This is a genomic window from Streptomyces sp. NBC_00193 (genome assembly GCF_026342735.1).
In the GTDB taxonomy this organism is placed as follows: domain Bacteria; phylum Actinomycetota; class Actinomycetes; order Streptomycetales; family Streptomycetaceae; genus Streptomyces; species Streptomyces stoeckheimensis.
This window is the reverse complement of sequence record NZ_JAPEMM010000001.1, coordinates 225,343-243,591: the sequence shown is the minus strand read 5'-3', so window position 1 is coordinate 243,591 and position 18,249 is coordinate 225,343. Positions and strand designations below refer to the sequence as shown.

Below are 18,249 nucleotides of genomic sequence, written 5' to 3'. Positions count from 1 at the left end.
GACGCCGCTCCCGGACGGGCCGGGGCCCGTCACGTCGACGGCATCGGACGCATCGGACCCGTCAGCCGAACTGCTGCTCCAGGTCCTTCAGTTTGCGTTCCAGGGAGTCGAGCCGGGGGAGCGTCTGCGTATCGTCCTCGGCGGTGAGGTCCACCGTCCGGGGACCGGTTGCCAGGTCGGTCGTGTTAGCGGGCTCGGTTCCGCTCACGGCCTGCAGGGAGGGCCGGCGCCGTAGGGGCAGCTGTCCGGTTTCCGCTATGGCCGGCTCCGCGCCGACCGGCGCGGAGCCCGCTCCGGGGGCCAGCCCCGGCACCTCGACCTGACGGGCGCGGGCCACGCGCCCGAACGCCCGGTTCTGCCGGCCGAGCGCCTTGATGTGCGCCCGGTCCAGGCGGTGTTGCTCCCGCCGGCGGTGTCGGTCGTTCTCCTTCTCCTTCTTGTCCTCGCGCACCTCGTCCACGGCCTCGTCGAGCGTACGGACCCCCTCCAGCAGCATCAGCGACCACGCGCCGAAGGTCTCCCGGGGCGCCCGCAGCCAGCGGACCATCCGGATCTGCGGCAACGGCCTCGGAATCAGGCCCTGTTCGCGCAGTGCGGCCCGGCGGGTCTGCTTCAGGGCGCGGTCGAAGAGCACGGCCGCCGAGAGCGACATACCGGAGAAGAACTGCGGAGCGCCGTCGTGGCCGAGGCCGCGGGGGGCGTGCACCCAGTTGAACCAGGCGGCGGCTCCGGCGAACAGCCAGACCAGCATGCGCGAACCGAGGGCCGCGTCGCCGTGGCTGGCCTCGCGGACGGCGAGCACCGAACAGAACATGGCGGCACCGTCGAGACCGAAGGGGACCAGGTACTCCCAGCCCCCGGAGAGGTTGAGGTTCTGCCGGCCGAAGCCGACCAGTCCGTGGAAGGAGAGCGCCGCGGCGACCGCCGCGCAGCAGAAGAGCAGGACGTAGGAAGCGGTCCCGTAGACGGCTTCCTTGCGCCGCCGCCGCTCCTCGCTGCGCTCCCAGCTGTCCTCGGCCACCCCCGCCTTCTCGCCTTCGCGCTTGCCCCGGGCCAGTACCGCCACTGCCGCAAGTACGCCCAGGATCAGCAGGCTGCCGGGCAGCAGCCAGTCCAGCGATATGTCGGTCAGTCTCATGCGGTTGTCCCTTGCCTCGCGTATGCGGCTGTTCGGCTTGTGGCCGGTGCGGCTTTCCGGGCGCCATAGTGGCGCAGCCGGTGAGCCGTACACGCGGGTTTCGGGGCAAGTGGACGCCAACGGGGGTCGGAGCCCGCCGGATAGGGTGTTGCGGATCGAACTCCAGGTCGTATGAGGTGAATTGAGTTCGATTTCCGTCAGTCTGACGGGTGGGTTGAGGCGGCGGAGGCGGCCGTGCGGAAACCCGGTGGCGGTCGTACGGCCGGACGGGTGACACTGGCGGGCCGTCGGCGCCGCGGGCGCTGCTGCGGGTCCGCACCATCTAGGAGATTCATGACGAGCAGGTTCACCGAGTTGTCCGTCGACTGCCACGATCCCGAGCGGCTCGCGGCCTTCTGGTGCGAGGTCCTGGAGTACAAGGTGATCGACCGGGGCGAGGACATGGTCGAGATCGGCTCCTGGGAGCCGACCGTGGAGGGCGTCCGGGCCGGCTCGATGCCGCCCACCCTGGTGTTCGTCCAGGTGCCCGAGGGTAAGACCCTGAAGAACCGGCTGCACCTCGACGTCAGCCCGATCGACGCCGGTACCGAGGACGAGGTGACCAGGCTGCTCGGCCTCGGCGCCACCAGGGCGGACGTGGGCCAGGGCCCGGACCGGAGCTGGGTGGTCATGGCGGACCCCGAGGGCAACGAGTTCTGCGTACTGCGCAGCTTGGCGCCGTAGCCGTAGCCGTAGCCGTAGCCGTAGCCGTGGCTGTAGCCCGTGGCCGTAGGGGTGGTTGCTTCAGGCGTCGGCCGTCAGGCGGGCGATCCGGTCCGTGTCGCAGGTGCGGGGGCAGGTGACGCAGGTGTCGTCGGGGCGGATCGTGTAGAAGAAGCAGCAGCTCGCCCGGTCGCGGGTGGGGAGCTCCCGGCCGTCCGGGGCATCGAGCGTGCGGAAGCCCGCGCCGCCGGTGTAGGGGGCGGTCGAGCCGGGGAAGAGCCGGTCGAGCTCGCGCACGGCCCGCTGCTCCTCGGCTTCGCCGAGCAGGTTGGCCACGTACCAGAGGCTCTCGACCACGTCGTCGGTGACCAGGCCCCACAGGGCGCGCCGCCCGCGCCGGGTCCGCGGGCCGAAGCCCTCCATGACCGGTTCGAGGTGCTGGGCCACCGCAGCCCGCACCTCTGCGCGCAGCGCGTCCTCGTCGGGCACGACCCGGGCCCCGGGGAGCGCTGCCGCCGGGTCGTCCGGCAGGCAGGCGAAGGTGCGGAGGCGGACGGCCATCCGGCCCTGCGTCCGGTGGAAGGACACGGCCTCCGGGGGCAGGAGGGGCACGCGCCGGTCCAGGAACCACGGGATCGTGATCAGCAGGCAGGCCGTCCACGCGTACCGGTGCAGCCCGAACCCCGCCACCACGTCGGGCCGACCCGGGCGCCCGTAGTCGCGGAGTATCTGCGCCTCGTCCCACGCGAGGAACGCCTCCAGGGCGTCGCCGCCCGCCGCGAGCTCGTCCGCACCGACCCACCCCACACCGCGAGGGGAGGGTTCGTGCGGGGCGAGCTCGGTGACGCGCAGTCCGGCGTACGCCTCGGTCAGCCGTGCGTAGGCGTCCGCCACCGGGGAGCCGGCCGGGGCGGGCGTGCGGATGCCGCCCGGGGCGGGCGCTACGGCCGTGATGGTCATGGCTAACCCCGCATCAGACGATCGTTAACAGGTAAGCCTTACCTTACCTGATCTCCGTCGGGTGTGGGAAGGCGGGCTATTCTTCGGGGCAGGTCGCAACCCGTGGGAGGACCGAGTGCGCGATACGGACCGAGCCCGGGTACCGGCACAGCAGGACCGCAAGGTGGTGCGCCACTCCGTGCGCGGGCAGATCCTCGACGCTCTGCGCGCGGCGCTGCTCGCGGGCGAGCTGGCACCGGGGGAGATCTACTCGGGCCCGGCCCTGGGGGAGCGGTTCGGGGTCTCCGCGACGCCCGTGCGCGAGGCGATGCAGCAGCTGGCGCTGGAGGGGGCCGTCGAATGCCTCCCGAACCGGGGGTTCCGGGTCGTGACCCGGACCCCGGGGGAACTGGCGGAGCTGGCCGAGGTCAGGGCGCTGCTCGAAGTCCCGGTGATGCTGCGGCTGGCCCGTACGGTGCCGGCGGGGGCGTGGGCGGTGGTGGTGCCGTTGGCCGCGGAGGCGGAGGAGGCTGCGGCTGCGGGTGATGTGGCGCGCTACGCCGATGCGGACCGGGCGTTTCACCGTGCGGTGCTCGCGCTGGCGGGCAACGGTCAGCTCCTCGTGGTGGCGGAGAACCTCCACCGCCGCTCCCAGTGGCCCCTGCCGGGCCCCCGGCGCATCCGCCGGGCGGACCTCGTGGCGGACGCGGCGCAGCACATGGCCGTCCTGGCGGCCCTCTCCACGGGCAACCTCCCGGAGGCGGAGTCCCTGATCCGCACCCACTTCACGTCCCCCTGACCCCTGCGCCTCAATCGCCGGCGGGGCTGGGGGTGTGGTGGTGTCTGTTGGGCTGCGGGGGTGGGTCGGTGCCGGGGCCGGGGTGGGGTGTCGGCCTGGACTGCATGATTTAGGCGCCCCCCGCTCCACTTCGACAGGGCGCGGCGTGTTCTCGCGCCACAAATCACGCTTTACGTCCCGGCCGACACCCCACCCCGTCCCCGTCCCCGACCCGGCCGCCTCCCCCAGCCCCACCGGGGGCAATTTCAGCCGCGCCGGCGTTTGAGGCGCGGGGTCTGGGGCGGAGCCCCAGGGGCTTTTCAGCCGTCCGGCGTTTGAGGACCGGGGTCTGGGGCGGAGCCCCAGGGGGTCCGGGCGCAGCCCGGTACCCCTTCTTCAGCCCGTCCGGGGGCTGGGACACCCCACTCAGCCTCGGCGGCGTTTGAGGCGCGGGTCCGGGCGGAGCCCGGGGAACGGTGGAAGGGCGGGTAGGGGACTTCGCCCCGCAGGGCCCAGCCAGCCGCACCCGCCCACCGGGCCCCGCGCCGGGACGGCAGTGGCGGGAGCCCCGCCCGGGCACCGCCGGACGGAGTCCGGCGCAGCGGCGCGAAGCCGGGGAGGCCCGCCAGGGCCGAGCCGCGCGAGCGGCGCGTCAAGAAGGAGTTGGGACGGGGTGGAGTTGGTCGGCCAGCCAGGTGGGGATGCCGCCCAGGAGGTGGAAGAGGCGGCGGGCCTCCGCGCGGAGGCGGGTGGCCTCCGGTTCCGGTTCGGCTTCGGCCAGGGCCGCGAGGGCCGGGGCCGTGCCGATCAGGAAGCCCAGGTCCTCCCGGATGCGGAGGGACTCCGCGAAGCCCTTGCGGGCCTCGGCGACCTCCCCGTCCCGCAGGGCCAGCGCCGCGAGGTGGCGCCAGGTGAAGGAGAGCAGCAGGACGTCGCCGTGGGCGAGGGCGCCCGCGTGGGCCCGCCGGTACGCCGGCAGGGCCGAGGACGGGGCGTCCGCCAGGTGTTCGGCGACCAGGCCCCGCCGGAAGTCCAGGAGCGGCCGGGTGCGCGACCCGGGGGACAGCAGCGCCGCCGCCCGGCCGAGCGCGGAGCGGGCCTCGTCGGCCCGGTCGCGCACGCCCAGTACGGTCGCCGCGTACGCCAGGTGACCGCGCTCGCACGCGGCCGCGCCCCGGTCGTCGTCGTCCTGGGAGACCGCTTCGGCCACCCGCAGCGCGTCCTCCGCCTCGGCCCAGCCCTGCCCGGTGAACAGGCAGCGTTCGACCAGGAGCCCGGTCCGCTGGACGGCGGCTCCGGCATCGTGCAGGTGCGGCGTCAGCAGGGCCGCCGCGTCGGTCCAACAGCCGCGCGAGCGCAGCCGCCATATCGCCCGCTGGAGGGGGTCGTCTCCCCCGGTAGTTCCGGCACTGGACATGGCGGTATCCGCCACATTGCCCTCCCCAAAGCAACCAAGCAGCACGTCGTTGAGCCCTGGGGCGAAATGAGAGCACGGATCGGCAGGTTCGGCCAAGGGGTCGGGTGAACTCTTTCACAAAGTCCGGACGGATCATCAGCCGCCCCCGCCCGGCCTCCACTCGGCCTCCACTGGGTCCCGACCGGCCCCCCGGCCGGTCAGGCGGTGGATCTTCTCAGCTCATCCGCAGTGCCAGGAAGAAGTCGAGCTTGTCCTCCAGGCGGGAAAGGTCCCGCGCCGTCAACTGCTCGATTCGCCCGACCCGGTACCTCAGCGTGTTGACGTGGAGGTGCAGCCGCGTCGCGCAGCGGGTCCACGAGCCGTCGCAGTCCAGGAAGGCTTCGAGCGTGGGGATGAGCTCCGCCCGGTGGCGGCGGTCGTAGTCCCGCAGCGGGTCGAGCAGCCGGGCCGTGAAGGCGCGGCGGACGTCGTCCGGGACGAACGGGAGCAGCAGGACGTGCGAGGCCAGCTCGTGGTGACCGGCCGCGCAGACCCGGCCCGGGCGGGCCGCCGCGACCCGGCGGGCGTGCCGGGCCTCTTCCAGGGCTCCGCGGAGCCCCTCGGCGGAGGACACGGCCGCGCTGACGCCCAGGGTGAGCCGGCCGTCGTCGGCGAGACCGGCCGCCAGGGGGTCCCGTACGGCCGCCAGCAGCGTTTCCGCGTGCAGGGCGGTGTCGGGGCCCTTCTCCTCGCCGGGCTCCCCGGCGGGCGCGGGCAGGGGTACGAGGGCGATCGCCTCGTCCCCGGCGTGCGCGACGGCGATCCGGTCGGACGGTTCCGGCCCGGAGACCGAGGGGTCGACCAGGATTTCCTCGAGGAGCGACTGGGCCACGGGGCCGCCGGCGATGTCGCCGCCGTCCCAGTCGACCCGGGCCACGACGACCTGCCAGTGCGGGGCGGCGCCCAGGCCGGGCAGGAGCACCGGCGCGGCCACCCGCAGGCGGGCGGCGATCTCGGCGGGCGGAGCGCCCGTCTGGACCAGCTCCAGGACCTCCTGGGCCAGCCGGCGGCGCACCGTACGGGCCGCGTCGCGGCGGTCCCGCTCGACCGCGATGAGCTGGGTGACGCCCTGGAGCAGGTCGAGCCGCTCGGCCGGCCAGTCGCCGGCGTCGGCCTCGACAGCCAGCAGCCAGTCGGAGAGCACGCTCTCCCGGACGTCGCGGGCCGCCGGACCTGCGGCGCCGCGGCCGTGTCCCCTGATCGGGAAGAGGGAGTAGGTAATACCCTGGAGGGAGATCCGGTGCGGTCCCCTGCGGCCCGTCCGGACCGCCGCGAGGTGCTCGCTCGCCAGTGCCGCGCAGATGCCCGGCGCCAGCGGCTCGCCCGCCCCGGCGATCTGCCGACCGGTCGGCGAGAGCACCCAGGCCCGGAGATCGAGGTCCGTGGTGAGCAGATCGAGCACCACATCGGGTCCGCCACCGGCCGGACCGGAGGTCATGAGCCGGCGATGGCGGTCCACGACGGCCGCGAGGTCCCCGGCACGCTCTCCCGACACCTGCCGCACCACATACTCCGTGATGGTGGCGAATGCAACGTCTTCGTTTACAGCGAACAACGGCAGACGGTTGCGCAGACACGCCGTGACGAGGTCGTCGGGAATGTCACCCAGTTCGGCCTCGCCGGCCGCGAGCCCGGCCACGCCGGCGCTCGCGAGGATTCGTACGAACGGCTCGGAGTCGGCCGAATTTCGTCTCCATGCCAGGCCAGTGAGGACCAGTTCCCCTCCGGATAGGTATCGGCTGGGATCCCTCAGGTCGGTCGTCATGACCCCGCGGACCGTCCGGTCGAGTTCTTCCTCGCCGCCCAGCAGCCGCAGCCCCAGCGCCTCGGTTTCCAGCAGTGCGCGCAGCCGCATGATGTCGCCGCCGATCTGTCTCGAATGTTGCCGTTGGAAATCGGGCAGGTCGTCGCATCCTGCCTTTCATACGAATCTACAAGACGAGGGAGGTCCCCAGCCAACTCCTTCATGGTTTCGGTGACTGCACCCGAGGGACGGAGGGCCGGTGTACTGAGTCCACACCGCGTTAACAGCACGTGAACGACCAGTCGAGGGCCCAACGGCCTCCTGGCTTGAAGTGAACGACCCGATTAAGAAGAAGAGAGCCGCACATGGACTTCCTTCGCCCCGCCAGCTGGGAGGAGGCGCTCGCCGCTAAGGCCGAGTTCCCCACAGCTGTGCCGATTGCGGGTGGCACCGATGTGATGGTCGAGATCAACTTCGACCACCGTCGGCCGGAGTACCTCCTGGACCTGAACCGCATCGGTCTCCTGCGGGAGTGGGAGGTCGGCGAGGACGTGGTACGTCTGGGCGCCTCCGTCCCGTACACGCAGATCATGGAGAACCTCCGCACGGAGCTTCCGGGACTCGCGCTCGCCTCGCACACGGTCGCGTCCCCGCAGATCCGTAACCGCGGCGGTGTCGGCGGCAACCTCGGTTGCGCCTCGCCGGCCGGCGACTCCCACCCCGCGCTCCTCGCGGCGGGTGCCGAGGTCGAGGTGGAGTCCGTACGCGGATCCCGCCTGATCCCGATCGACGAGTTCTACACCGGCGTGAAGCGCAACGCGCTGGCCGCCGACGAGCTCATCAAGACCGTCCACGTCAAGAAGGCGGACGGCCCCCAGCAGTACTCCAAGGTCGGCTCCCGCAACGCGATGGTCATCGCCGTCTGCGCGTTCGGCCTGGCGCTGCACCCCGAGACCCGCACGGTCCGTACCGGTATCGGTTCGGCCGCGCCGACCCCGATCCGGGCGAAGGCCGCCGAGGAGTTCCTCAACGCCGCGCTCGAAGAGGGTGGCTTCTGGGAGTCCGGCAAGGTCATCACCCCGTCGATCGCCAAGCAGTTCGGTGACCTCGCCTCCGGCGCGGCCAACCCGATCGACGACGTCCGCGGCACGGCGAAGTACCGCCGCCACGCGGTCGGCATCATGGCTCGCCGCCAGCTCGTCTGGACGTGGGAGCAGTACCGCGGTTCGAACAACGGCCGCTCGCTTGAAGGGGCTGCGTAATCATGCGCGTCAATTTCACTGTCAACGGCCGTCAGCAGGAAGCCGACGACGTCTGGGAGGGCGAGTCCCTTCTCTACGTCCTGCGCGAGCGCCTGGGCCTTCCCGGTTCGAAGAACGCCTGTGAGCAGGGCGAGTGCGGTTCCTGCACCGTCCGTCTCGACGGCGTGCCGGTCTGTTCCTGTCTGGTCGCGGCCGGTCAGGTCGAGGGTCGCGACGTCGTGACCGTCGAGGGCCTGGCGGAGTTCGCCAAGCAGCGCGACGAGCACGGCCACGGCGGTGCCTGCGGCACCGGCGGCGGCTGCGGCAGCAAGGGCGGCGTCACCCTGGACGCCGCCAAGCAGTGGCAGGCCAAGCCGGGCGACTCGCAGACCGGCGAGGGCGTCGAGCTCTCCAACATCCAGCAGGCGTTCATCGACGCCGGCGCCGTCCAGTGCGGTTTCTGCACCCCGGGCCTCCTGGTCCAGGCCGACGCGCTGCTGGAGGAGAACCCCTCCCCGTCCGACCAGGACATCCGTGAGTCCCTGTCCGGCAACCTCTGCCGCTGCACGGGCTACGAGAAGATCCTCGACGCGGTCCGCCTCGCGGCCGCCCGTCAGTCTGAGGCGGTCTGACCATGGCCCAGAACACGCGCACGGTCCCGGCGGGTACGCCGACCAACGTCACGCAGAACCACACCAAGGGCGGCATCGGCGAGTCCACGCTGCGCCCGGACGGCACCCTCAAGGTGACCGGTGAGTTCGCGTACTCCTCGGACATGTGGCACGAGGACATGCTGTGGGGCCAGACGCTCCGCAGCACCGTGGCCCACGCCGAGATCGTCTCGATCGACATCTCCGAGGCCCTGGCGATGCCGGGTGTCTACTCGGTCCTGACGTACGACGACCTGCCGGCCGAGATGAAGAACTACGGCCTCGAGATCCAGGACACCCCGGTTCTCGCCAACGGCCGGGTCCGTCACCACGGTGAGCCGGTCGCCCTCGTGGCCGCCGACCACCCGGAGACCGCCCGCCGCGCGGCCGCCAAGATCAAGATCGACTACCGTGAGCTGCCGCTCGTCACGGACGAGGCCTCCGCCCTCGCCCCCGACGCACCGCTGATCCACGAGGGCCGCGACGACCACCACATCGGTCACGTCCCGCACCCGAACATCGTGCACCGCCAGCCGATCATCCGCGGCAACGTGGAAGAGGCCCGCAAGCGCGCCGACGTCATCGTCGAGGGCGAGTACACCTTCGGCATGCAGGACCAGGCCTTCCTCGGCCCGGAGTCCGGTCTGGCCGTACCGTCCGAGGACGGCGGTGTCGAGCTGTACGTCGCCACCCAGTGGCTGCACTCGGACCTCCAGCAGATCGCCCCGGTCCTGGGCCTGCCGCCGGAGAAGGTCCGCATGACGCTCTCGGGCGTCGGCGGTGCCTTCGGTGGCCGCGAAGACATCTCGATGCAGATCCACGCCTGCCTGCTGGCCCTGGCCACGCAGAAGCCGGTCAAGATCGTCTACAACCGCTTCGAGTCCTTCTTCGGCCACGTGCACCGTCACCCGGCGAAGCTGTACTACGAGCACGGCGCCACCAAGGACGGCAAGCTCACGCACATGAAGTGCAAGATCGTCCTGGACGGCGGCGCGTACGCGTCCGCTTCCCCGGCGGTCGTGGGCAACGCCTCCTCCCTCTCGGTCGGTCCGTACGTCCTGGAGGACGTGGACATCGAGGCGATCGCGCTCTACACGAACAACCCGCCCTGTGGCGCGATGCGCGGCTTCGGCGCCGTCCAGGCCTGCTTCGCCTACGAGGCCCAGATGGACAAGCTCGCGGCGAAGCTGGGCATGGACCCGGTCGAGTTCCGCCAGCTCAACGCCATGGAGCAGGGCACGATCATGCCCACCGGCCAGGTCGTGGACGCTCCGGCGCCCGTCGCCGAGCTGCTGCGCCGGGTCAAGGCCCGCCCGCTGCCGCCGGAGCGCCAGTGGGAGTCCGCCGGCGAGAACGCGGACGTCCGCGCGCTGCCCGGTGGTCTGTCGAACACCACCCACGGTGAAGGCGTCGTCCGCGGCGTCGGCTACGCGGTCGGCATCAAGAACGTCGGCTTCTCCGAGGGCTTCGACGACTACTCCACCGCCCGCGTGACCCTCGAGGTCATCAACGGCGAAGCGGTCGCGATGGTCCACACGGCCATGGCGGAGGTCGGCCAGGGCGGTATCACCGTCCACGCGCAGATCGCCCGTACCGAGCTGGGTGTCACGCAGGTGACCATCCACCCGGCCGACACGCAGGTCGGCTCCGCCGGTTCCACGTCCGCCTCGCGGCAGACGTACATGACCGGTGGCGCAGTGAAGAACACCTGTGAGGCCGTCCGCGAGGCGGTCCTGGAGATCGGCCGGCGCAAGAACGGCTCGTACCACCCCGCGTGGGCGACCGCCGAGCTGCTCCTCGAAGGCGGCAAGGTCGTCACCGATGGCGGAGAGGTCCTCGCGGACATCGCCGACATCCTCGAGGGCGAGGACGCGATCGACATCGAGCTCGAGTTCCGTCACGCCGCGACCGAGCCCTTCGACCTGGTCACCGGCCAGGGCAACGGCCACGTCCAGTACACCTTCGCCGCGCACCGCGCGGTCGTCGAGGTGGACACCGAGCTCGGCCTCGTCAAGGTCGTCGAGCTGGCGACCGCCCAGGACGTCGGCAAGGCCCTGAACATGCTCTCCGTGGTCGGCCAGATCCAGGGTGGTACCACCCAGGGCCTGGGCGTCGCGATCATGGAAGAGATCATCGTGGACCCGAAGACCGCGAAGGTGCGCAACCCTTCCTTCACGGACTACCTGATCCCGACCATCCTCGACACCCCGACCATCCCGGTCGACGTCCTGGAGCTCGCCGACCCGAAGGCCCCGTACGGCCTGCGCGGTATGGGCGAGGCCCCGACCCTCTCGTCCACCCCGGCCGTCATCGCGGCGATCCGGGCGGCGACCGGTCTGGAGATCAACAAGACGCCGATCCGTCCGGAACTGCTCACCGGCACCCTCTAGGACGGCGTGGTCCGGGGGCCGCGAGGCCCCCGGACCCCCCAGATTTCCGGGCGGTGTGGCACGGGAACGTCACACTTCCAGTCGCACCGCCCGGAGCACAGAAGTCCGGAGTCATCAGCACCGCACCGCTCGCGGTCAAGTTTCACCGGCAGTACCCCCCCGTAGTACCCCCCGGTGCACCGCCCTACCCCAGGTGCCACCAGGAGTACCAGCCGTACCGCAGAACCCTCGCAGTACCCGCAGTACACGCAGTGCACAATTTGCGTCGCCTCGGGCCGTCACCCCGGGTCGTGCAGCCAAACGCGTTTTCCCAAATCCCGTGTCTCCAATCTTTATGCGGGTGCCCCTTTGAACCTTGGGAGTTAGGCACCATGACCCAGTCCTCTGTGGAGTCCAAGCCCAGTGCGGAGGGAGCCGGAGAAGGCTCTCCGACCCCTGCTGGCCAGTCTTGGCTCGACCGGTACTTTCACATCAGCAAGCGCGGATCCAACGTCGGCAACGAAGTGCGTGGCGGTATCACGACCTTCATGGCCATGGCCTACATCCTCCTGCTGAACCCCCTGCTCCTTTCGGGCAAGGACGTCGCGGGCACCACGATGGCCCCCGCGGCCCTGATCACCGCGACGGCCTTCGCCGCCTGCATCACCACGCTCCTCATGGGCTTCGTCGGCAAGGTGCCGCTGGCGCTCGCCGCCGGTCTCTCCGTGTCGGGCGTGCTCGCCTCGCAGGTCGCACCCGCGATGACCTGGCCCCAGGCCATGGGCATGTGTGTGATCTACGGTGTCGTGATCTGTCTCCTGGTCGTCACCGGCCTCCGAGAGATGATCATGAACGCGATACCCCTCGCGCTCAAGCACGCGATCACCATGGGCATCGGCCTGTTCGTGGCCCTCATCGGCCTCGTGAACGCGGGCTTCGTCGGCAAGGGCTCGGAATTCGGTCCCCCCGTCACCCTCGGTCACGGCGGCGAGCTCGCCGGCTGGCCCGTCCTGCTCTTCTGTGTGACCCTGCTCGTCATCTTCGCCCTGCAGGCCCGCAAGATCCCCGGCGCGATCCTGATCGGCATCGTCGGCGGCACCGTCCTCGCGGCCATCCTGAACGCCGTCGCGGACATCGACCCGAAGGCCTGGAAGAGCGGCCCGCCGGTCCTCTCGGGCTCCGCGGTCTCGATGCCGGACTTCTCGCTCTTCGGTGACGTCTCCTTCGGCGGCTGGGGCGATGTCGGTGTCATGACGGTCGGCATGATCGTCTTCACCCTCGTGCTCGCCGGCTTCTTCGACGCGATGGCCACCATCATCGGTGTCGGTACCGAGGCCAAGCTCGCCGACGACCAGGGCCGCATGCCGGGCCTGTCCAAGGCGCTGTTCATCGACGGTGCCGGTGGCGCCATCGGTGGCATCGCGGGTGGCTCCGGCCAGACCGTGTTCGTCGAGTCGGCCACCGGCGTCGGTGAGGGTGCCCGCACAGGCCTCGCCTCCGTCGTCACGGGTCTCTTCTTCGCCCTCTGCCTCTTCTTCACCCCGATCACGCAGATCGTTCCCGGTGAGGTCGCCTCCGCGGCCCTCGTGGTCATCGGCGCGATGATGATGCAGAACGCCCGCCACGTGGACTGGGCCGACAGCGCCACCTCGATCCCGGTCTTCCTGACCGTCGTGATCATGCCCTTCACGTACTCGATCACGGCCGGCGTCGCCGCCGGTGTCATCTCCTACGTCGTCATCAAGCTGGCGCAGGGCAAGGCGCGCGAGATCGGTGCCTTCATGTGGGCGCTGACCGGAATCTTCCTGGTCTTCTTCGCGCTCCACCCGATCGAGGGATGGCTCGGCGTCAGCTGAGCCGGGCGGATCTGATCCGTACCAAGAGCCGCACCCTCCACGTATCCGATACTGGAAACTGAACCCCTCCGAGGAGGCCCCCATGCTGGATATCGCCGAAGAACTGAACCGGTGGGTCGAGCAGGGACGTGACTTCGCCGTCGCCACGGTCGTGGCGGTCGGCGGGAGCGCACCCAGGCAGCCCGGAGCGGCCCTCGCCGTCGACAGTGACGGCACGGCCATCGGTTCGGTCTCCGGTGGATGCGTGGAGGGTGCGGTGTACGAGCTGTGCCAGCAGGCGCTGGAGGACGGCGAGACCGTCCAGGAGCGCTTCGGCTACAGCGATGACGATGCCTTCGCCGTCGGTCTGACCTGCGGCGGAATCATCGACATCCTGGTGACCCCGGTCCCCGTGGGCTCTCCCGCACGGGAGGTGTTCGCGGCCTCGCTGGCCGCCGCCGCCCGCGGGGAGGCGGCGGCGGTCGCCCGGATCGCCGAAGGGCCGGCCGAGCTCATGGGCCGCGCCGTACTCGTCCGGGGCGAAGGCTCCTACGAGGGCGGTTTCGGCGGTCACCCCGAGCTGGACCGCGCCATCGCCGACGAGGCCCGGGCCATGCTCGAGGCCGGCAAGACCGGTGTGCTGGAGATCGGCGCCGACGGCCGCCTCTGCGGAGAGCCGCTCAAGGTGCTGGTCGAGTCCAGCGTCCCGCCGCCCCGGATGGTCGTCTTCGGAGCCATCGACTTCGCCTCCGCCCTGGTGCGGATCGGCAAGTTCCTCGGCTACCGGGTGACGCTGTGCGACGCCCGGCCCGTGTTCGCCACGAAGAAGCGTTTCCCCGAAGCGGACGAGATCGTGGTCGACTGGCCGCACCGCTACCTGGAGGAGCAGTCCTCCGCCGGCGAGATCGACGGCCGTACGGTCCTGTGCGTCCTCACGCACGACGCCAAGTTCGATGTCCCGCTCCTCGAACTGGCCCTCAAACTTCCCGTCGCCTACGTCGGCGCCATGGGCTCCCGCCGCACCCACGAGGACCGCAACAAGCGGCTCCGCGAGGTCGGCGTGACCGAGCTCGAACTGGCCCGGCTGCGCTCCCCGATCGGCCTGGACCTCGGGGCCCGCTCCCCGGAGGAGACGGCGCTGTCCATCGCCGCCGAGATCGTCGCCAACCGGCGCGGCGGCACCGGCGCGGCCCTGACCGGCGCCCACATCCCGATCCACCCGGACGTCGCGAACACGGTGATCAGCAGGATCGGGTCCGTCGCTTGAAGAGGTGACGGGCTGTAGCACGGTGTGAAAAGGGCGCAACCCCGTGGGGGTTGCGCCCTTTCGCCGTTCCCCTTATCTTACCGGCCGGTAACAGCGTCTCCCCATAACGGAGTTGACCGGATGTCTGCCAGCCGATCGAGTAACCGCCGCGCCCTGCCGGCCCTGGCGGCCGTGGCCGCGCTGGCGCTCGCCGCCCTCGCGGCGGGTCCCGTGCCCGCGGCGGGCGCCGACTTGTCCACGGCCGCGGGGGCAGCCGCCGCGGGCCCGCGCGAGGTCCTGTTCGTGGGCAACAACTGGGAGGGCACCGCCGACGTCCTCGCCTCCACCGGGAACCTGGCCAAGGTGGGCCGGATCAACATGGTCCCGGACAAGGAGGAGCGGCTCCGGGAGATCTATCTCAACCCGGTGAAACTCGCCTACTTCCTGGGCGTCCGGGCCGCCGCGGGCGAGGGGCACGACCAGTTCGTCGACGACATGTACACCACCCCTGACGGCTCCGCCGTCGTCGCCTCCCGCCCCAGCTTCGCCGACGTCGTCTCCATCGACGTCCGCACCGGCCGGATCAACTGGCGCTTCCCCGTGGCCGGTTACCGGGCCGATCACATGGCCGTCTCCCCGGACGGCACCCGCGTGGCGGTCTCGGCCTCCACCGCCAACACCGTGCACGTCCTCGACATCGCGAGCGGCCGGCAGGCCGGCTCCTTCGCCACCGGCGACAAGCCGCACGAGAACACCTTCACCCGGGACGGCCGCTTCCTGTGGAACAGCTCCATCGGTGACGTGACCTCCGCCCTCGACGCGCCCTGGCTGGACTGGACGAAGGGCGACCGCAGGATCACGGTCGCCGACGCGCAGACCCTCCGCCCGGTCCGGGTGATCGACATGCGGGCCCGCCTCGACGCCTTCGGCCGCTCCGACCTGTCCGATGCCGTGCGGCCCATGTCCTTCGCCCCGGACGAGTCGAAGCTGTACTTCCAGGTGTCCTTCTTCAACGGCTTCGTCGAGTACGACGTGGCCGCCGACCGGATCACCCGGATCAAGACGCTCCCCGTGAACCCCGCCACCAGCACCGACCGCACGACCTGGGTCAACGACTCCCGGCACCACGGCATGTCCATGAGCCCGGACGGGTCCAAGCTGTGCGTCGCGGGGACCATGGACGACTACGCGACCGTCGTGGACCGGGCCACCCTGGAGCAAGGGCCCCTCGTCCCCGCCGCCAAGCCCTACTGGGCCACGGTCGACGGCGACGGCACCGGCTGCGTGATCTCGGAGAGCGGCGCCGACCAGGTCACCGCCATCGACTTCGCCACCGGCGCCAAGCGGGTGTCCGTACCCGTCGGGGACCACCCCCAGCGGGTCCGCCTCGGGCACGTCCCGGCGGACTGGACGGGGCCCGCGGCACACTGACCCGGCGGCGGCCGCAACGGGAATCAGCCATTATGAAGTGACTGGTCCGCCATGACCGATTAGTCTCCGGATCATGGTGGAGATCCGCGAAGTGCCCGAGGCCGACATCGACCGCGCTCTGGAGCTCGCGTACCTGGTCTTCCACGACCGCCCGGAGGAGGAGGGGCGCGAGCGGCACCACGAGCTGCTCCGCGCCTGTCTGCGGATCGGGGCCTACGAAGGCGACGCGATCGTCGGCTTCATGGCCGCGCACGCGTTCCGGCTCTCGGTGCCCGGCGCGGACCTGTCCTGCCCCGGGCTCACCTTCGTCTCCGTCGCGCCCACCCACCGCCGGCGCGGCGTACTGACCGCCCTGATGGGGGAGATGCTGCGGCGGGCGGGGGCGGCGGGCAGTCCCGTCGCCGCCCTGTGGGCCTCCGAGGCCGCCATCTACGGGCGCTTCGGCTACGGCAGTGCCACCCAGGGCGCCACCATCGAGATCGACTCCACCCGGCCGCTGGCCCTGCGCATCGAGCCGGACCGGCGGCCGCTGCGGCTGGTCGCCACCGCGGACCCCAAGGACGCCGTCGCCGTCGTGGGCCCGTACCACGAGGCGGCCCGCGCGGTCCGGGCCGGACGGCCCACGCGCAGCGAACGGCGCTGGACCGAGGAGTGGCTCATCGAGCAGGACGAGGAGGACGAGGAGCTCAGCCCGCCCCGGATCATCGTCCTGGGGGAGCCCGGCGCACCGATCGGGGGCTACGTCCTCTACCGCACGAAGCCCGAGGGGAGCGCCGGGGGCGTGCGGACCCCGGGGCTGGTCCGGGTCGACGAGCTGGAGGCCGACACCCCGCAGGCCGCCGCCGCGCTGTGGGAGTGCGTGGCCTCCCTCGACCTCACCGGCAAGGTCACCGCGTGGGGCCGGCCGGCCGACGACCCGCTGCTCCACTTCGCCGCCGACCGGGACCAGGTCCGGGTCACCGCCGCGTTCCCGGCGCTCTGGCTGCGGCTGGTCGACGTGGCGGCGGCACTGACCCGCCGCTCGTGGGCCGCGCCCGTGGAACTCGTACTGGAACTGACCGACGTACGACTGCCCGCGAACGCGGGGCGGTTCCTCCTGAAGGCCGGGCCGGACGGGGCGACGTACGAGCCCGCCGCCGCGGGCCGGGCCCCGGACCTGACCCTGGACGTACGGGAGCTCGCGGCCTGCTACCTCGGCGGGACCCGGGCCGTCGAACTGGCCGCGGCCGCCCTGGTGGTGGAGCACACCCCCGGCGCGGCGGCGGCCCTGGACGCGGGACTGCGCACCGCGCTGCTGCCGCACACGGCGGACGAGTTCTAGGGATCTGCTACAGGGCTCCGCCGTACTGGGATTCCGCGAGCGCGGCGGCGCGCTGCTCGCGGAAGTTCGCCGCGTAGGCGTCGTGCACCGTCGGGCTGTTGTACTTCAGCAGCGCTTCGTCGTTGCTGGTCAGGGCCATGCCGGTGTAGGTGTGGCTGCCGGTGAAGACGAGCTTCTGGTCCTTTGCGCCCTTGTACGAGCCCTCGATGAGCAGGTACTTGGTGTGGCTGAAGGTTCCGGAGACCGCGGGGTCGGCCGGGTTCTTCAGGTCGTCGTTGGCCAGCCGGTGGAGGGAGATCCTGCCCTTCGCGGTCGACCTCGTGAGCCAGTAGGCCGTCTCGCGGTGCACGCCCTCGGCTTCGTAGTCGGAGAGCTTGCCGTAAACGACGTCGACGAAGCAGCCGGCGTCGGCCAGCTTCCAGAGCTTCTCCGCCACGACCGGCCGGGAGATGTGGCCGTTGGCGATGCGGATCACGGTGCGGCCGTCGGCCGTGCCGTGGCCGGCGGTGTTCCCGTGGCAGACCGGGGCGGTGGTCCCGTCGGGGTTCGTGACGGGGGTCTCGACCATGCTCAGGATGTTCTCGACGACATCCGTCGAGCTGCGCGGGAAGAAGTAGCCCTTGGCCGCCCCCGCCTCCACGTCGATCGCCAGGTTGTCGACCCGCCCCGAACCGTCCGGCAGCGCCTGCGAAGCGGCCATCAGGTCGAAGTAGCGGGTGTAGCCGGCGTGCAGGTCCGCGTTGTCGGCGACGGTCATGGCGTCGTTCCAGGCCGCCTCGCGGTCCCAGGTGGTGAGGTTGCCCGAGGACTGCACCACGACGTTGTCGACCGGCTTGCCCTTGTCGGGAAGGCCGCTGCCGGTGGTCCGGGAGAAGAGGAAGAACTTGTTGTGGTTGACCCCGCCCGTGCCCTTGGCCAGGCACGGGCGGTTCGCGGCGCACACCTTGAACCAGGAGGTGCCGTACGTCGTGCCCGCGGGCGGGGTCGCCGCGAAGGCCGTGGTCAGCTTGTCCCTCACCGTGGCACCGGAGCCGGACATCCAGCCGTCGGTGATGCTGTCGTCGTCGACGAGGACCTGCACGTTCACGTTCCTGCGGTGCGCCGCCGCGAGCTGGTCCGCGAGCCAGCTCGATCCGAACAGGTACAGCGATATCCGGATGGTCGACCCGCTCTGGGCGCCGTTGACGAGACGGCCGAGCTGGCTGAGGATCACGCCTTGCTCGGCCGTCGTGCCCCTGGGCTTGTTGAAGACCGGGCCGGTGGTCACGTACGTCGTCGTGTCCTCGGCGGAGGCGGACGGAGCGCCCACCATCAGGAGGGCCCCGATGAGCAGGGCCGTGAGGATTCTTTTCTTGATCACTCCGGTACTTTACGGCGGGCCTACGCAGGGTGATCACCA

The 18,249-nt window shown here is 71.2% G+C and carries 14 protein-coding genes; 9 read left to right on the top strand and 5 right to left on the bottom strand.

Annotated elements, in window-relative coordinates:
* Positions 1-61 precede the first annotated feature (61 nt).
* Positions 62-1,138 (bottom strand): DUF2637 domain-containing protein, encoded by a 1,077-nt coding sequence (locus OG898_RS01020; RefSeq protein WP_250744160.1) that lies wholly within the window; start codon positions 1,136-1,138, stop codon positions 62-64.
* A gap of 333 nt (positions 1,139-1,471) precedes the next feature.
* Between OG898_RS01020 and OG898_RS01015 the strand changes: the two genes are divergently transcribed.
* The gene (locus OG898_RS01015; RefSeq protein ID WP_250744161.1) at positions 1,472-1,861 is read left to right on the top strand and encodes a VOC family protein; all 390 of its coding nucleotides are present in this window, start codon (positions 1,472-1,474) and stop codon (positions 1,859-1,861) included.
* Between the two features lie 60 nt (positions 1,862-1,921).
* Here the strand turns inward: OG898_RS01015 and OG898_RS01010 are convergent, their stop codons facing one another.
* Positions 1,922-2,800: a (2Fe-2S)-binding protein gene (locus OG898_RS01010; protein WP_250744162.1), complete on the bottom strand. Its 879-nt coding sequence runs from the start codon at positions 2,798-2,800 to the stop codon at positions 1,922-1,924.
* A gap of 115 nt (positions 2,801-2,915) precedes the next feature.
* Here OG898_RS01010 and OG898_RS01005 point away from each other — a divergent pair, with 115 nt between their 5' ends.
* Positions 2,916-3,578, top strand: coding sequence for a GntR family transcriptional regulator (locus OG898_RS01005; protein WP_250744163.1), 663 nt, complete (start codon positions 2,916-2,918; stop codon positions 3,576-3,578).
* Between the two features lie 631 nt (positions 3,579-4,209).
* On the opposite strand, the gene OG898_RS01000 is transcribed toward OG898_RS01005, so the two are convergent.
* Both OG898_RS01000 and OG898_RS00995 read right to left on the bottom strand, forming a co-directional pair.
* Positions 4,210-4,989, bottom strand: a complete 780-nt coding sequence (locus OG898_RS01000) for a hypothetical protein (protein ID WP_266954368.1) — start codon at positions 4,987-4,989, stop codon at positions 4,210-4,212.
* Positions 4,990-5,188: 199 nt separating this feature from the next.
* On the bottom strand, positions 5,189-6,868 hold the full coding sequence (locus OG898_RS00995; protein ID WP_250744165.1) for a PucR family transcriptional regulator: 1,680 nt from the start codon (positions 6,866-6,868) through the stop codon (positions 5,189-5,191).
* A 254-nt stretch (positions 6,869-7,122) separates the two neighbouring features.
* On the opposite strand from OG898_RS00995, the gene OG898_RS00990 reads away from it, so the two are divergent.
* The 7 genes from OG898_RS00990 to OG898_RS00960 all read left to right on the top strand — a co-directional run bounded on the left by OG898_RS00990 (position 7,123) and on the right by OG898_RS00960 (position 16,850).
* Positions 7,123-8,019, top strand: a complete 897-nt coding sequence (locus tag OG898_RS00990; RefSeq protein ID WP_250744166.1) for a xanthine dehydrogenase family protein subunit M — start codon at positions 7,123-7,125, stop codon at positions 8,017-8,019.
* A gap of 2 nt (positions 8,020-8,021) precedes the next feature.
* Positions 8,022-8,630, top strand: a complete 609-nt coding sequence (locus OG898_RS00985; protein ID WP_250744167.1) for a (2Fe-2S)-binding protein — start codon at positions 8,022-8,024, stop codon at positions 8,628-8,630.
* Positions 8,631-8,632: 2 nt separating this feature from the next.
* On the top strand, positions 8,633-11,038 hold the full coding sequence (locus tag OG898_RS00980; RefSeq protein ID WP_250744168.1) for a xanthine dehydrogenase family protein molybdopterin-binding subunit: 2,406 nt from the start codon (positions 8,633-8,635) through the stop codon (positions 11,036-11,038).
* Positions 11,039-11,409: 371 nt separating this feature from the next.
* Positions 11,410-12,873, top strand: a complete 1,464-nt coding sequence (locus OG898_RS00975) for an NCS2 family permease (protein ID WP_250744169.1) — start codon at positions 11,410-11,412, stop codon at positions 12,871-12,873.
* 82 nt (positions 12,874-12,955) lie between these two features.
* The gene (locus tag OG898_RS00970; protein ID WP_250744170.1) at positions 12,956-14,119 is read left to right on the top strand and encodes an XdhC family protein; all 1,164 of its coding nucleotides are present in this window, start codon (positions 12,956-12,958) and stop codon (positions 14,117-14,119) included.
* A 120-nt stretch (positions 14,120-14,239) separates the two neighbouring features.
* On the top strand, positions 14,240-15,529 hold the full coding sequence (locus tag OG898_RS00965; protein ID WP_266954364.1) for a YncE family protein: 1,290 nt from the start codon (positions 14,240-14,242) through the stop codon (positions 15,527-15,529).
* Positions 15,530-15,602: 73 nt separating this feature from the next.
* Positions 15,603-16,850, top strand: coding sequence for a GNAT family N-acetyltransferase (locus tag OG898_RS00960; RefSeq protein WP_250744172.1), 1,248 nt, complete (start codon positions 15,603-15,605; stop codon positions 16,848-16,850).
* Between the two features lie 7 nt (positions 16,851-16,857).
* Here the strand turns inward: OG898_RS00960 and OG898_RS00955 are convergent, their stop codons facing one another.
* Complete coding sequence (locus OG898_RS00955; RefSeq protein ID WP_250744173.1) at positions 16,858-18,210, bottom strand: phospholipase D-like domain-containing protein; 1,353 nt, start codon at positions 18,208-18,210, stop codon at positions 16,858-16,860.
* Positions 18,211-18,249 lie beyond the last annotated feature (39 nt).